Here is a 13,800-nt window from a genome sequence, read left to right as displayed (position 1 = left end):
GGCAAAGCGCTCGCCATGAACGCTCGCATCTTTCAGCGCCCGAAGAACGCCATGCAGTCCGGCAAGGCTCTGCTCGACCAATGGGTCCTCCAATTCGTGCCCGCAGAGGCGAAGAAGCCCGATCCTCTGATGGGCTGGGCCGGCTCCGGCGACATGAATCAGCAGGTGCAGCTCAAGTTTCCCTCGTGCGAGGCAGCCAGGGCCTATGCCGAGCGTTACGGGATCGACGCGGTCGTTCACCCCACGCCGCCGCGTCGGCTCAAGCTTCAGGCCTACGCCGACAATTTCCGCTGACGGCGAGCGCCCGAACCGGTCTTCCGGCCGGGTCTTGCATTCGGTTCGATCCCCATCCATATGGCGCTCCGGGAGTCGGGTGGACGTTTGCGTTCGCCAATCTGGTCAGGTCCGGAAGGAAGCAGCCACAACGGATAGCGGCGGGTCGCCCGGCTCCTTCAGCCCACTCTGCGATGATACGCCTTGGCGGCATGGGCGAGACGAGGCTGTGGAGCCAATCGCCTTTCCCCCTGACATCCGGCGCACCTGCGCCTAGTTTGGACCGCGATGGACGATTCACGCGACATGTTCGGCGATACGCCTCCCTGGGATGACAAGGAGGAGCAAGAGGAAGCCGCGCCGAGCGCGGCTGAGCTGGAAGCGGCGGGGCAATCCTCGATGTTCGGCGAATCAGAGCCCGCGCCCGAATCCGAACCAGTGGCTGCCACGCCCGAACCGACGCTGCCCGAACCGGCGACCCCCGCTCCGGCGGTTGCACCGCCCGCGCCAGCCGGTTCGCCCGCGCAGCCCTATCGCGTGCTCGCGCGCAAGTACCGTCCGCAGACTTTCGGGGAACTGATCGGGCAGGAGGCGATGGTCCAGACTCTGGCGAACGCCATCAGGCGCGATCGGCTGGCCCATGCCTTCCTGATGACCGGTGTGCGCGGCGTTGGCAAGACATCGACCGCGCGCCTCATCGCCAAGGCGCTCAACTGCATCGGCCCGGATGGGCAGGGCGGCCCGACGATCGATTCCTGCGGCCGGTGCGAACCTTGCGTCGCCATTGCCGAAGGCCGCCATATCGACGTGATCGAAATGGACGCGGCTTCGCATACCGGCGTCGACGACGTGCGCGAGATTATCGAGGCGGTGCGCTATGCCGCCGTTGCGGCGCGCTACAAGATCTACATCATCGACGAAGTCCACATGCTTTCGCGCAATGCGTTCAACGCCTTGCTCAAGACTCTTGAGGAACCGCCAGCGCATGTGAAGTTCCTCTTCGCGACGACCGAAGTGGACAAGCTGCCGGTTACCGTCCTTTCGCGCTGCCAGCGTTTCGACCTGCGCCGTATACCGACACCGATGCTCGCGGAGCATTTCGCCGGTATCTGCGGCAAGGAAGGCGTCGAGGCCGAGGAGGAGGCGCTGGCGATGATCGCCGCTGCCGCCGAGGGGTCTGTGCGCGACGGACTCTCGATCCTCGACCAGGCGATCGCGCACGCCGATCTCGATGGCGAGGGGCAGGTTCGCGCCGAAAAGGTGCGCGACATGCTGGGGCTGTCGGACAAGTCGGTGCAGCGCAAGCTGCTCTCGGCGATCCTCGATGGCAACGGGTCCGAATTGCTCGATCTCGTCGCGCGCCAGTTCGCGCTCGGCGTAGAGCCGATCGCGATGATGCGCGGGCTCATGGAGCTGGCGCACCGTGTGGCCGTTGCCCAGGTCGGCGGCGTGGTCGTGGATGCGTTTTCAGCGGAGGAGCGCGAGGCGATCGAGGCTTGGGCCAAGGCGCTCAAGGCCGGGCAGGTCCACCGCATATGGCAATTGTTGCTCAAGGGGCACGACGAAGTGAAGTCCGCGCCCGATCCGCTGGTCGCGGCGCAGATGGCGCTGCTGCGGATCATGCATGCGGCCGACATGCCCGACCCCGGCTCGCTCGTGCGCAAGATCGAGGAGATCGCTTCGCGCGCGCCCGTCGCAATGCCTGCCGGAGCGGAATCGCACAGCCCAGATACACCGACCGCGGCGGCACCCGCGGCGATTTCGCCCCGCTGGGAAACGCTCGTTGACGAAGTCGAACACATGGGCGAACTCTCGGTCGCCAATACCATGCGCATGCAGGTGCGCGTGGTCGAGCTGGCGCCGGGCCTGTTGCGCTACAGCCAGCCGCCGGCATTCAGGGAGGACATCGCCGCTTTGATACGCGGCGCCCTTGCCAAAGTGACGGGGGAACGCTGGCAGGTCGAGCGGGTTGAAAGAGAAGGCGCGCCGACGCTCGTCGAGCAGGCCGAAGCGCGGAAGAACGCCGACAGCGAGGCCATTCGCCGCGCTCCGCTGGTCGAGGCGACGCTTGCCGCTTTTCCCGGCGCCGAATTGATACAGGATGACCGTCCCGCCGCGATCGGCGGAGGCGGACGGCAGTGGAGACGTTGAAATGAAATCGATGGAAGAGATGATCAAGGCCGCCCAGCAGGCCGCCGAGACCATCCAGAAGCAGATGAACGAAACGCAGGCCAAGCTGGATACGATGGAAGTCGAGGGCTTGTCCGGTGGCGGTCTCGTCAGGATCCGCTGTTCGGCCAAGGGCCGCGTGATCGGTGTCGCGATTGACGACAGCCTGATGCAGCCTTCGGAAAAGCAGATGCTCGAGGACCTGATCGCTGCCGCCTACAACGACGCGCGGGTCAAGGCCGACTCTGTCGCCAACGAGGAACTGGCCAAGGCGCAGCAGGGCATGGGTCTGCCGCCGGGCTTCAAGATGCCGTTTTGATCGTCTCTCGTTCCGACTTCGGGCGGTTCGGCGGTTCTCCCTATGCAGGTGTTCCCCCTAGGGATAACCCGCTGGACTTCCCTCCACACTTCCACAGTGTTTGCTAACCTATGGATTGCGGAGTGGAAAGAAGTCCCCATATCGTCTCGGAACTGACGGGAGACCTTCAAGGGTCATGCCCGGTCGCGATAAATTGGATATGCCTGTGAACCTGCTCCCGCTCCTTCCCCTGCGCGATATCGTCGTCTTCCCCGGCATGGTCGTGCCGCTCTTCGTGGGCCGCGAGAAGTCGGTGGCCGCGCTCGAGGCGGCGATGGCTGGCGACAAGGACATCTTCCTGCTCGCGCAGCTTGACCCCGGCTGCGACGATCCAGACCGGGACGATCTCTACGATACCGGCGTGATCGCCAGCGTCCTCCAGCTTCTCAAGCTGCCAGACGGCACCGTACGCGTGCTGGTGGAGGGGCGCGAACGTGCCCGCATAGAAATGCTCCAGGCCGAGGATACCGCCGAGGGCGAGATGCTGGTCGCGCAGGTCGAGACGATCGAGGCCGATGAAGCCAGCGGCACCGAAGTCGAGGCTATGATGCGCTCGGTGATCGAGCAGTTCAACGAATACGCCAAGCTCAACAAGAAGCTCTCGCAGGACGCGGGCGACCAGCTTGGCGAAGTCGAGGACGCCGGCAAACTGGCGGACACCATCGCCGCGCAGCTCTCCGCCAAGGTTTCCGACAAGCAGGCGGTGCTTTCCGAGGGCGATCCGCTCAAGCGGCTCGAGATGGTCTATTCCTTCATGGAGGGCGAACTCGGCGTGCTGCAGGTCGAGCGCAGGATCCGTGGCCGCGTGAAGCGGCAGATGGAGAAGACGCAGCGCGAATATTACCTCAACGAACAGCTCAAGGCGATCCAGTCCGAGCTGGGCGGCGGCGACGGCGAGGAAACCAACGAGCTGCAGGAACTGCAGGAAAAGATCGAGAAGACCAAGCTTTCCAAGGAAGCGCGCGAGAAAGCCACCGCCGAGCTGAAGAAGCTGCGTTCGATGCAGCCGATGAGCGCCGAGGCGACGGTCATCCGCAATTATCTCGACGTGCTGCTGGGCCTGCCCTGGGGCAAGAAGAGCAAGCTCAAGCGCGATATCGCCGAGGCGCAGGACGTTCTCGATGCGGATCACTACGCGCTCGACAAGGTCAAGGACCGCATCATCGAATATCTCGCCGTGCAGGCGCGCACCAACAAGCTGAAGGGGCCGATCCTGTGCCTCGTCGGTCCGCCGGGCGTAGGCAAGACCTCGCTCGGCAAGTCGATCGCCAGGGCGACCGGGCGCGAGTTCATCCGCCAGTCGCTGGGCGGCGTGCGCGACGAGGCCGAGATTCGGGGCCACCGCCGCACCTACATCGGCTCACTGCCGGGCAAGATCGTCACCAACCTCAAGAAGGCCGGGAAGTCGAACCCGCTGTTCCTGCTCGACGAGATCGACAAGCTCGGACAGGATTTCCGGGGCGATCCGGCTTCGGCCTTGCTCGAAGTGCTCGATCCGGAACAGAACGCGAAGTTCCAGGACCATTATCTGGAACTCGATTTCGACCTGTCCGACGTCATGTTCGTGTGTACGGCAAACAGCCTCAACCTGCCGCAGGCGCTGCTCGATCGCATGGAGATCATCCGGCTCGAGGGCTACACCGAGGACGAGAAGGTCGAGATCGCCGAGCGTCACCTGATCCACAAGCAGGTCGAGACGCATGGCCTCAAGGACGGCGAATTCACGCTGACCCAGGAAGGCTTGCGTGATCTGATCCGCTACTACACGCGGGAAGCCGGCGTACGCACGCTGGAGCGCGAGATCGCGCGTCTCGCACGCAAGTCGCTGCGCCAGATCCTCGAAGGCAAGGCAGAGAGCGTGTCGATCACCCCTGAAAACCTTGCTGACTATGCCGGTGTGCGCAAATTCCGCCATGGCATGGGCGAGGAGGAGAACCAGGTCGGTGCCGTCACCGGCCTTGCCTGGACGGAAGTTGGCGGCGAGCTGCTTACCATCGAGAGCGTCACCGTTCCCGGCAAAGGCCAGATCAAGGCGACGGGCAAGCTGGGCGACGTGATGAGCGAGTCGATCCAGGCCGCCTTCAGCTTCGTGAAGGCGCGCGCGCCCGCCTATGGCATCAAGCCCTCGGTGTTCCAGAAAAAGGACATCCACATCCACCTTCCCGAAGGCGCGGTACCCAAGGACGGTCCTTCGGCGGGTATCGGCATGGTCACATCTATCGTCTCGACGCTGACCGGCGTTCCCGTGCGCAACGACATTGCCATGACCGGCGAGGTCACCTTGCGCGGCCGGGTGCTGCCGATTGGCGGCCTCAAGGAAAAGTTGCTCGCGGCCTTGCGCGGCGGCATCACCACCGTTCTCATTCCGGAGGAGAACCGCAAGGACCTTGCGGAAATCCCCGATAATGTGAAGGAAGGCCTTGAGATCATTCCGGTCGCGCATGTCGACGAAGTGCTCTCGCGGGCACTCGTTGAGGCGCTCGAAGCGATCGAGTGGACCGAAGCGGATGAATTGGCCGCCGCTCCGGCGCACAGCCCGGCTCCTTCAGCCACCGCACATTGAGCACTCCGTCATCCCGGACTTGCTCCGGGACCGCTGGCGGTGTTTACGCACGACCTCTCGGGTTTGAACTGAAAGGTCTCGTCGAACGACTGCCACCGGTCCCGGAGCAAGTCCGGGATGACGAGCGGTAAAAGTCGCTGCGCCCTTGTAACACGCGCTCAGTGAGGCTAACGCGCCGCCTTCGTGCGGGCACCTTGGCCTGCCGCGAACTGAAACTGGAAAGGTCTTGAAATGGGTTACCGGGTAGCCGTCGTCGGCGCGACCGGAAATGTCGGCCGCGAAATGCTCAACATCCTCGCCGAGCGCGAGTTCCCCTGCGACGAGATCGCGGCGGTTGCTTCGTCGCGTTCCACCGGCATGGAGATTGATTTCGGCGAGACCGGACAAAAACTCAAGGTCAAGAACATCGAGCACTTCGATTTCACCGGCTGGGACATCGCGCTCTTCGCCGCTGGATCGGGGCCGACCAAGATCTATGCCCCCAAGGCCGCTTCGCAGGGCTGCGTGGTGATCGACAACTCGTCGCTCTACCGCATGGAGCCCGACGTGCCGCTGATCGTGCCCGAGGTGAACCCGGACGCGATCGACGGCTATACGCAGCGCAACATCATCGCCAATCCCAACTGCTCGACCGCGCAGATGGTCGTGGCCCTGAAGCCGCTGCACGATGCGGCGAAGATCAAGCGCGTCGTCGTCTCGACCTACCAGTCGGTGTCCGGCGCGGGCAAGGCTGGCATGGACGAGCTGTTCGAGCAGAGCCGCGCGATTTTCGTGGGCGATCAGGTCGAGCCCAAGAAGTTCACCAAGCAGATCGCCTTCAACGTGATCCCGCACATCGATGTCTTCCTCGACGACGGTTCCACCAAGGAAGAGTGGAAGATGGTGGTCGAGACCAAGAAGATCCTCGATCCCAAGATCAAGGTGCAGGCCACCTGCGTGCGTGTGCCCGTCTTCGTCGGCCACTCCGAATCGCTCAACATCGAGTTCGAGAACGAGATTTCGGCCGAGGAAGCGCAGAACATCCTGCGCGAGGCGCCGGGCGTGATGCTCGTCGACAAGCGCGAGGACGGCGGATACGTATCGCCGATCGAGTGCGTCGGCGATGGCGCTACCTACATCAGCCGCGTGCGCGAGGATCCGACCGTCGAGAACGGGCTGGCGCTGTGGTGCGTCTCGGACAACCTGCGCAAGGGTGCCGCCCTGAACGCCGTGCAGATCGCCGAACTGCTTGGCCGGCGGCATCTCAAGAAGGGCTGACCGATCTCCCCCTCCTCTTCAGGAGGAGGGGGCTTTAACAGCGCGGCTGCCATCCCCAGCTTTAGGGTCATGACCAGAACCATGACCGGCGGCTGCCAGTGCGGCCGCATTCGCTATGCGGCGCGGGTCGACAGCGACGAGGCCTATTTGTGCCACTGCCGCATGTGCCAAAGGGCGACAGGCGGTTTCGCGGCTGCCTTTGTCGAGGTGCCTACCAGCGCGGTGGTCTGGGAACATGAGCCGGACTGGTATCAAAGCTCACCGATTGCGCGCCGGCCGTTCTGCTCGGTTTGCGGAACGCCGCTGGGATTTGATTTCATCGAATCGAACGGCCGCATGGACCTGACGTTCGGAAGCTTCGACGACCCTTCCGGCTTTCGCCCGGTCGTCCATGCGGGCAGCGAAGGCTTGCATGAAGCCTGGCTTGATACCAAGAACCTGCCACGACAATACAGCGCGGCGACCGAAAGCGTCGCCTCGCGCTGGAAAGCGGCAGGTCTTGAGGTTCCGTAAGTGAGCGAATTGCGCAAGGATTACATCGAGGGTTTCGGCGGCACCCGGCTGGCGGTGCACACCATGGGGGAGGGGCGACCGCTGCTTCTGCTGCATGGCCTGTTCTCCAGCGCGGAAGTGAACTGGATCCGGTACGGCAATGCGCGAATACTCGCTGAGGCGGGCTTCGCGGTCATCATGCCGGACCTGCGCGCCCATGGGGAGAGCGAGGCGCCGCATGATCCGGACGCCTATCCCGAGGACGTGCTGGTCGACGACCTGAAGCGAACGGTCGCGCAGCTTGGCCTCGCCGATTACGACCTCGGCGGCTTCTCGCTCGGCGCGCGCACGGTGGTTCGCGGCGTGCTTGCCGGCCTGACCCCGCGCAAGCTGGTCCTCGGCGGCATGGGGATGGCGGGGCTGTCCGGTTGGGCCAGGCGCAGCGCCCATTTCATCGATGCCATCGACCGGTTCGGGTCGATCGAGCGCGGCGACCCGGCTTTCGTGGCGCAGGCCTTCATGAAGACGATGAAAGTCGATCGCGTCGCCGCCCGCCTGCTGCTCACCTCGGTCGACGATACACCGCCCGACGCCATTGCCCGGGTGACGATGCCGACGCTGTGCGTCTGCGGAACGGACGATGCCGACAACGGCTCGGCCGAGGAACTTGCGGCGGCGCTACCCAGGGGCAGCTATGCCGAGGTGCCGGGCAACCATATGTCTTCGGTCACGTTCAAGGACATGGGCCGCGCAATGGTGGCGTTCCTCGAGAGCTGAGGCGGGGGAATCGGCATGGCTGCTTGACTCTGACATCATGTCAGGGTCCATCTGATCGCGCGTCACGCGAGGAGATGTTCGATGGCGCAGCATGACCAATGCCACCACCAATACACCGATGGCGCGCCCGGAAGCGATCTGGCGCGCGATCCGGTCTGCGGAATGTCGGTAGACCCGGATGCGACGAGTCATCGCGCCTGCTTCGAAGGGCAGGACTATTACTTTTGCAGCGCGCGCTGCCAGGCAAAGTTTGAAAGCGATCCGCGACACTATCTGGAGCCGCCTTCCGGGCCTGCACGCGCCGCGCCCGAGGTTGCGGTCTGGACGTGCCCGATGCACCCGGAAATCCGCCAGGATCATCCTGGCGCCTGCCCGATCTGCGGCATGGCACTGGAGCCCGAAACGGCTTCGCTTGAAGGCGGTCCGAGCGATGAACTGACCGACATGACGCGCCGGTTCTGGATCGGACTGGTGCTCACGTTGCCGGTGCTCGCGCTCGAGATGGGAGGGCATCTGGTCCCCGACCTCCATCATCTGGTGCCGCCTCGCGTCTCGATATGGGTCCAGCTCGTTCTGGCCACGCCTGTCGTGCTTTGGGCTGGCGCACCGTTCTTCCAGCGCGGCTGGGCCTCGGTCCGCTCGCGCAATCTCAACATGTTCACGCTGATCGCCATGGGGACCGGCGTTGCCTGGGCCTACAGCATGGTGGCGGCGCTTGCCCCTTCCGTGTTTCCCGCTTCCTTCCGCGATGCGGGTGGGACGGTAGCTGTCTACTTCGAGGCGGCGGCGGTCATCACCGTTCTGGTGCTGCTGGGTCAGGTTCTCGAACTGCGCGCGCGTGAACGTACGTCCGGCGCGATAAAGGCCTTGCTTCAGCTCGCGCCGAAGACCGCGCGGCGCATTGCACCGGACGGCAGCGAAGCGGAAGTGCAGATCGAAGTGCTGGCGGTGGGAGACAGGCTGCGCGTGCGGCCCGGCGAAAAGGTACCCGTCGATGCCGTGGTCGAGGAGGGTCGCTCGTCGCTGGACGAATCGATGGTCACAGGGGAATCGATGCCCGTCGGCAAGAGCGTGGACGACGCGGTGATCGCCGGCACCATCAACCAGAGCGGCGCCCTCGTCGTGCGCGCCGAGAAGGTTGGACGCGACACCATGCTTGCCCGCATTGTCCAGATGGTCGCCGATGCACAGCGTTCGCGGGCGCCGATCCAGAGGCTGGCCGACAAGGTCGCCGGCTGGTTCGTGCCGGGGGTTCTGGTCGTGGCCCTGCTGGCATTTGCCGCCTGGTCGGTCTGGGGACCCGATCCGCGTTTCGCTCATGCGCTGATCGCCGCCGTTTCGGTGCTGATCATCGCCTGCCCCTGCGCGCTGGGCCTGGCCACGCCGATGTCGATCATGGTCGGGATCGGGCGCGGGGCCGGGCTCGGGGTGCTGATCCGCAATGCCGATGCGCTGGAGCGGTTGGAGAAGGTCGATACTCTTGTGGTCGACAAGACCGGCACACTGACCGAGGGGAAGCCGTCGGTCGTGAAGATCGTCTGCGCCGAGGGCCGGAGCGAGGACGAGGTGCTGCGCCTTGCCGCGGCGGTGGAGCGTGCCTCTGAACATCCGCTTGCCGCCGCTGTGGTTGCCGCTGCCGAACAGCGCGGGCTCGACACGCCGGACGTGCGCGATTTCGATTCGCCGACCGGCAAGGGCGCACTCGGAACGGTAGAGGGGCAGAGCCTTGTCCTTGGCAATTCCCGGTTCCTTGCTGAACAGGGCGTGGCGACGGAGCCAGTTCAGGCAGTGGCGGACGAATTGCGAAGGGACGGCGCGACCGCCATTTTCGTCGGGATCGACGGCAAGGCGGCGGGTGTCATCGCCATCGCCGACGCCGTGAAGGAAACCACGCCCGCTGCCCTTGAGGCACTGCGCCGCGATGGCATCAGGGTGGTCATGCTGACCGGCGACAATCGCACGACCGCCCTCGCGGTTGCCCGTGATCTCGGGATCGAGGAGGTGGAGGCCGAGGTGCTGCCCGACCGGAAGAGCGAGGTCGTCTCCCGTCTGCGGTCCGAAGGCCGCATCGTCGCCATGGCGGGCGACGGCGTCAACGATGCGCCGGCGCTTGCGGCGGCGGATGTCGGCATTGCCATGGGATCGGGCACGGATGTCGCGATGGAAAGCGCCGGGGTGACGCTGCTGCGGGGCGATCTCAACGGCATTGTGCACGCCCGGCGGCTGAGCAGGGCGACCATGCGGAACATCCGCCAGAACCTGTTCTTCGCTTTCGCTTACAACGCCGCCGGGGTGCCGGTCGCGGCGGGGCTTCTCTACCCGTTCTTCGGCATCCTGCTCTCGCCGGTCATCGCGGCGGCGGCAATGTCGCTTTCCTCCGTCAGCGTGGTGAGCAACGCCTTGCGGCTCAATCGGGCGGCGTCGTGAACATCGGCGAGGCATCGCACAGGAGCGGCGTGTCGCAACGCATGATCCGCCACTACGAGCGCATCGGCCTGATATCGCCGCCGCCGCGCCGCGACAGTGGTTATCGCGACTACGACGCGCGGGACGTCCACCGTTTGCGCTTCATCGCCAATGCCCGCGACCTCGGCTTTTCCATCGCCGAGATCGGCATCCTGCTGGAACTCTGGGACAATCGCGAGCGGGCCAGCGGCGAGGTCAAGGATCTGGCCTTGCGCCATATCGGCGAACTGGAAGGGAAGATCGCAAGGCTGGAGGCGATGCGCGACACGCTGCGCGAACTGGCTGCCCGGTGCCATGGCGACGCGCGGCCCGACTGCCCGATCCTGCACGGCCTTGCGAGGGGCGGCGCGACCGACGGCACGGGATAAGGGGCCGGAGCGGTCAGCGGAACGGCGGTTCGTTGAAGGCGCGCAGCTTGCGGCTGTGCAGGCGCTCACCTTCCGAACGCAGCAGATCGATGGCTTCGAGGCCGATCTTGAGGTGACCGGCGATGGCTTCCTCATAAAAGCGGTTGGCCTGGCCGGGCAGCTTGATCTCGCCGTGGAGCGGCTTGTCCGAGACGCACAGCAGCGTCCCGTAAGGCACGCGGAAGCGGTAGCCCTGGGCGCTGATCGTGGCGCTTTCCATGTCGATGCCGATCGCGCGGCTGAGACTGAAGCGGTGCGCGGAGGCGGCGTAGCGCAGTTCCCAGTTGCGGTCGTCGGTGGTGACGATGGTGCCGGTGCGCATGCGCTTCTTGAGGTTCGAGCCCTCTTCGCCGCTGACCGTCTCCGCCGCGCGCGCCAGCGCCTGCTGGACTTCGGCGATGGCCGGCAGCGGGATTTCCGGCGGCAGGACCGGGTCGAGCACGTGATCGTCGCGCAGATAGGCATGGGCCAGCACGTAGTCGCCGATGCGCTGGCTTTCGCGCAGGCCGCCGCAGTGGCCGATCATCAGCCACGCCTCCGGTCGAAGCACGGCGAGGTGATCGGTGATGGTCTTCGCGTTCGACGGTCCGACGCCGATGTTGACGAGCGTGATGCCCGAGCGATCCTCGCGGATGAGGTGGTAGGCGGGCATCTGGTGCCTGCGCCAGGCCGTGTCCGAAAGCCGCGCGCGGGCGTTCGCGCTCGGCGCGTCGAGATAGAGCCCTCCGGCACCCGAAAGGGCGACGTAGTCGTCCGTGCCGATCATGCGACCCGCCCAGTCGACGAATTCGTCGACGTAGCGATGGTAGTTGGTGAAGAGGATGAAACGCTGGCAGTGCTCGGCGCTGGTGCCGGCATAGTGCGCAAGCCGGGCAAGGCTGAAATCGGTGCGCAGCGCGTCGAACAGGGCCAGCGGTTTTGGCGCGTCGGGATCGAAGAATTCGATGCCGTCGGCGATCTCGTCACCGATCATGGCAAGGTCGGTGCTGGGGAAGTGCCTTGCCAGTTCCTGCGGTGTCGCCTTGCCCACCGACATGCCGTCGAGCACGTAAGGGAAGGGTATCTCCTGATCGGAGCGGGTCACCTCGACCTCGATCTCATACTCGTCTGCGAGCAGGCCGAGCTGTTCGGCGAGGTAATCGGCAAAGAAGTGCGGCCGGGTGATCGTGGTCGCATAAGTGCCGGGCTCGGTCAGTCGTCCGAAAGCGCGCGAGTAGGAAGCGCAGCGCTCGCGGCCCGCATAGGTGATGCGCAGCTCCGGATAGGTCCAGAGGCGCTGGGCGCGGCGTTCGGGCGGGGGGAGGGTGCCGCTGTCGATATAGGCGGCAATGTCGGCCTTGAGGCAGGTCATTGCCGCCTCGTAAACGCGGATCAGTTCCGCGAGCGTTTCTCTTTGGGTTTCCATTACCTGCAATTGCGCCATTCGTGTTGCGCTACAAGGTATCACACGGGCAATGCCGGGGGACAGTCGAGATTGCCCGGCGCCGATGCCAAAGGAAAGGCCCCCGCTTCGCGCTGGAAGCGGGGGCCTTCAAACCCTGGCTCGGAAGCCTGGAAGAGGCTCAGGCCTGCTCTTCGCCTTCGGCGGGAGCGGCTTCGGCTTCCTCGGTCGCGATCTCGCCGGGCTCGGCGTTGGGATCGTAGGCCTCGGTGAAGCCCGCGGTGTCCTGTTCGAACATCGCGGCCATGACGTCGACGCCCTGCGACTGCAGTTCGGCTTCGTCGGGCGAGCGGGCCACGTTCACCTTGACGGTGACCGAGACTTCGGGGTGCAGGTTCACGCGCACGTCGAACACGCCGAGCGTCTTGATCGGGCGTTCGAGCACGATCATCTGCTTGGCGACGTCGGCGCCGTCGGCGTTGAGCGCGTCGACGATGTCACGCACCGAAACCGAACCGTAGAGCTGGCCCGAGTTCGACGAGGCGCGGATCAGGACGACCTGCTTGCCCTCGACGTTCGACGAGTGCTTTTCGGCTTCCGAACGCTTTTCGGCGTTCTCGGCCTCGATCTTGGCGCGGTTGGCCTCGAAGACCTTCTTGTTGCGATCGTTGGCGCGCAGCGCCTTCTTGTTCGGCAGCAGGTAGTTGCGTGCGTAACCGTCCTTGACGGAAACGACGTCGCCGATGGCGCCGAGCTTTTCGACGCGTTCGAGGAGGATGATGTCCATGGGAAAGTCCTCCTTACTTGACGATGAAGGGCAGCAGGCCGATGTGCCGGGCGCGCTTGATGGCCTGGCTCAGCTCACGCTGCTTCTTGGCGGAAACCGCGGTGATGCGGCTGGGGACGATCTTGCCGCGCTCGGACATGAAGCCCTGCAGCAGACGGACGTCCTTGTAATCGATCGCGGGCGCGTTCTTGCCCGAGAAGGGGCAGGACTTGCGGCGGCGGAAGAATGCACGTGCCATGGATCAGTTCCCCTCGCGTTCGCGGCGGCGGGTGCGCTCGCGGTCCGACTTGCGCATCATCACCGAGGGACCGGCTTCATGCTCGTCGACGCGGACGGTCATGTAACGGATCACGTCCTCGTTGATCGAGGTCTGGCGCTCGAGCTCGGCGACGGTGTCGCCCGGGCACTCGATGTTCAGCATCACGAAGTGCGCCTTGCGGTTGCGCTTGATCTTGTAGGCGAGATTCTTGAGACCCCAGGTCTCGGTCTTGACGACCTTGCCCTGGTTCGACTCGATGATCGCGGTAGCGGCGGTGGCCAGCGCATCGACCTGCGACTGGCTGAGATCCTGGCGTGCCAGGAAAATGTGCTCGTATTGCGGCACAACAGCTTCCTTTATCTGTCCAACCGATCGCTGGCTTGTCCGCACCATTGCGGGGCCCCTCCGGCTTTCTTCGGTTTCCGCGAGCCCGAAAGGAAACGCGGAAGCGGCGCGCATAGCCGATTGCGGGGGAAATGCAAGGCGTTTGCCTTTCATTGCGGGCATAATACCCGTGGCCTGATCGACTGACTCACGGAAGCTTGCGGTAGGTTTCGGACTATGATTCGCTGCTTTCCTCGCAAGTGAGGAGGAAGCGATGGCTGCACCGA

The 13,800-nt window shown here is 64.8% G+C and carries 13 protein-coding genes and 1 other RNA gene; 10 read left to right on the top strand and 4 right to left on the bottom strand.

Annotated elements, in window-relative coordinates; translation table 11 throughout:
* Nucleotides 1-15: 15 nt before the first annotated feature.
* The 10 genes from IEX32_RS15365 to cueR all read left to right on the top strand — a co-directional run bounded on the left by IEX32_RS15365 (nt 16) and on the right by cueR (nt 10,723).
* Nucleotides 16-294, top strand: a complete 279-nt coding sequence (locus IEX32_RS15365) for an ETC complex I subunit (protein WP_188772432.1) — start codon at nt 16-18, stop codon at nt 292-294.
* A gap of 68 nt (nt 295-362) precedes the next feature.
* Nucleotides 363-457, top strand: an RNA gene (gene ffs, locus IEX32_RS15360) — signal recognition particle sRNA small type.
* A 104-nt stretch (nt 458-561) separates the two neighbouring features.
* Nucleotides 562-2,424: a DNA polymerase III subunit gamma/tau gene (locus IEX32_RS15355; protein ID WP_188772431.1), complete on the top strand. Its 1,863-nt coding sequence runs from the start codon at nt 562-564 to the stop codon at nt 2,422-2,424.
* Nucleotide 2,425: 1 nt separating this feature from the next.
* Nucleotides 2,426-2,761 carry a YbaB/EbfC family nucleoid-associated protein gene (locus tag IEX32_RS15350; RefSeq protein WP_188772430.1) on the top strand — a complete coding sequence of 112 codons (336 nt, stop codon included), beginning with the start codon at nt 2,426-2,428 and terminating at the stop codon, nt 2,759-2,761.
* A gap of 199 nt (nt 2,762-2,960) precedes the next feature.
* Complete coding sequence (gene lon / locus IEX32_RS15345; protein ID WP_188772429.1) at nt 2,961-5,363, top strand: endopeptidase La; 2,403 nt, start codon at nt 2,961-2,963, stop codon at nt 5,361-5,363.
* A gap of 231 nt (nt 5,364-5,594) precedes the next feature.
* A complete protein-coding gene (locus IEX32_RS15340; protein ID WP_188772428.1) occupies nt 5,595-6,620 on the top strand; it encodes an aspartate-semialdehyde dehydrogenase in 1,026 nt (341 codons plus the stop codon).
* A 69-nt stretch (nt 6,621-6,689) separates the two neighbouring features.
* Entirely contained in the window at nt 6,690-7,133 is a 444-nt protein-coding gene (locus tag IEX32_RS15335) for a GFA family protein (protein WP_188772427.1), read from the top strand.
* On the top strand, nt 7,134-7,889 hold the full coding sequence (locus IEX32_RS15330; RefSeq protein WP_188772426.1) for an alpha/beta fold hydrolase: 756 nt from the start codon (nt 7,134-7,136) through the stop codon (nt 7,887-7,889).
* 81 nt (nt 7,890-7,970) lie between these two features.
* On the top strand, nt 7,971-10,316 hold the full coding sequence (locus IEX32_RS15325) for a heavy metal translocating P-type ATPase (protein WP_188772425.1): 2,346 nt from the start codon (nt 7,971-7,973) through the stop codon (nt 10,314-10,316).
* A complete protein-coding gene (gene cueR, locus IEX32_RS15320; protein ID WP_188772424.1) occupies nt 10,313-10,723 on the top strand; it encodes a Cu(I)-responsive transcriptional regulator in 411 nt (136 codons plus the stop codon). Before IEX32_RS15325 ends, cueR begins: the two co-directional genes overlap by 4 nt.
* Nucleotides 10,724-10,736: 13 nt before the next feature.
* Here the strand turns inward: cueR and IEX32_RS15315 are convergent, their stop codons facing one another.
* The 4 genes from IEX32_RS15315 to rpsF all read right to left on the bottom strand — a co-directional run bounded on the left by IEX32_RS15315 (nt 10,737) and on the right by rpsF (nt 13,534).
* Complete coding sequence (locus IEX32_RS15315) at nt 10,737-12,185, bottom strand: AMP nucleosidase (RefSeq protein WP_188772423.1); 1,449 nt, start codon at nt 12,183-12,185, stop codon at nt 10,737-10,739.
* Between the two features lie 139 nt (nt 12,186-12,324).
* Nucleotides 12,325-12,930 carry a 50S ribosomal protein L9 gene (rplI, locus tag IEX32_RS15310; RefSeq protein WP_188772422.1) on the bottom strand — a complete coding sequence of 202 codons (606 nt, stop codon included), beginning with the start codon at nt 12,928-12,930 and terminating at the stop codon, nt 12,325-12,327.
* A gap of 13 nt (nt 12,931-12,943) precedes the next feature.
* The gene (gene rpsR, locus IEX32_RS15305) at nt 12,944-13,168 is read right to left on the bottom strand and encodes a 30S ribosomal protein S18 (RefSeq protein WP_086490477.1); all 225 of its coding nucleotides are present in this window, start codon (nt 13,166-13,168) and stop codon (nt 12,944-12,946) included.
* Nucleotides 13,169-13,171: 3 nt separating this feature from the next.
* Complete coding sequence (rpsF, locus tag IEX32_RS15300) at nt 13,172-13,534, bottom strand: 30S ribosomal protein S6 (RefSeq protein ID WP_188772421.1); 363 nt, start codon at nt 13,532-13,534, stop codon at nt 13,172-13,174.
* Between the last annotated feature and the right edge of the window lie 266 nt (nt 13,535-13,800).

It is taken from the genome of Novosphingobium endophyticum (assembly GCF_014640675.1).
Lineage (GTDB): Bacteria > Pseudomonadota > Alphaproteobacteria > Sphingomonadales > Sphingomonadaceae > Novosphingobium > Novosphingobium endophyticum.
This window is presented reverse-complemented; position numbering and strand designations above follow the sequence as displayed.

Excerpts from the sequence above, each read along its gene's own strand:
- IEX32_RS15315 (WP_188772423.1), bottom strand. The coding sequence starts at position 12,185 with ATGGCGCAATTGCAGGTAATGGAAACCCAAAGAGAAACGCTCGCGGAA.
- rplI (WP_188772422.1), bottom strand. The coding sequence starts at position 12,930 with ATGGACATCATCCTCCTCGAACGCGTCGAAAAGCTCGGCGCCATCGGC.
- IEX32_RS15350 (WP_188772430.1), top strand. The coding sequence starts at position 2,426 with ATGAAATCGATGGAAGAGATGATCAAGGCCGCCCAGCAGGCCGCCGAG.
- lon (WP_188772429.1), top strand. The coding sequence starts at position 2,961 with ATGCCTGTGAACCTGCTCCCGCTCCTTCCCCTGCGCGATATCGTCGTC.
- IEX32_RS15355 (WP_188772431.1), top strand. The coding sequence starts at position 562 with ATGGACGATTCACGCGACATGTTCGGCGATACGCCTCCCTGGGATGAC.
- IEX32_RS15340 (WP_188772428.1), top strand. The coding sequence starts at position 5,595 with ATGGGTTACCGGGTAGCCGTCGTCGGCGCGACCGGAAATGTCGGCCGC.
- IEX32_RS15365 (WP_188772432.1), top strand. The coding sequence starts at position 16 with ATGAACGCTCGCATCTTTCAGCGCCCGAAGAACGCCATGCAGTCCGGC.
- rpsR (WP_086490477.1), bottom strand. The coding sequence starts at position 13,168 with ATGGCACGTGCATTCTTCCGCCGCCGCAAGTCCTGCCCCTTCTCGGGC.
- IEX32_RS15335 (WP_188772427.1), top strand. The coding sequence starts at position 6,690 with ATGACCAGAACCATGACCGGCGGCTGCCAGTGCGGCCGCATTCGCTAT.
- IEX32_RS15325 (WP_188772425.1), top strand. The coding sequence starts at position 7,971 with ATGGCGCAGCATGACCAATGCCACCACCAATACACCGATGGCGCGCCC.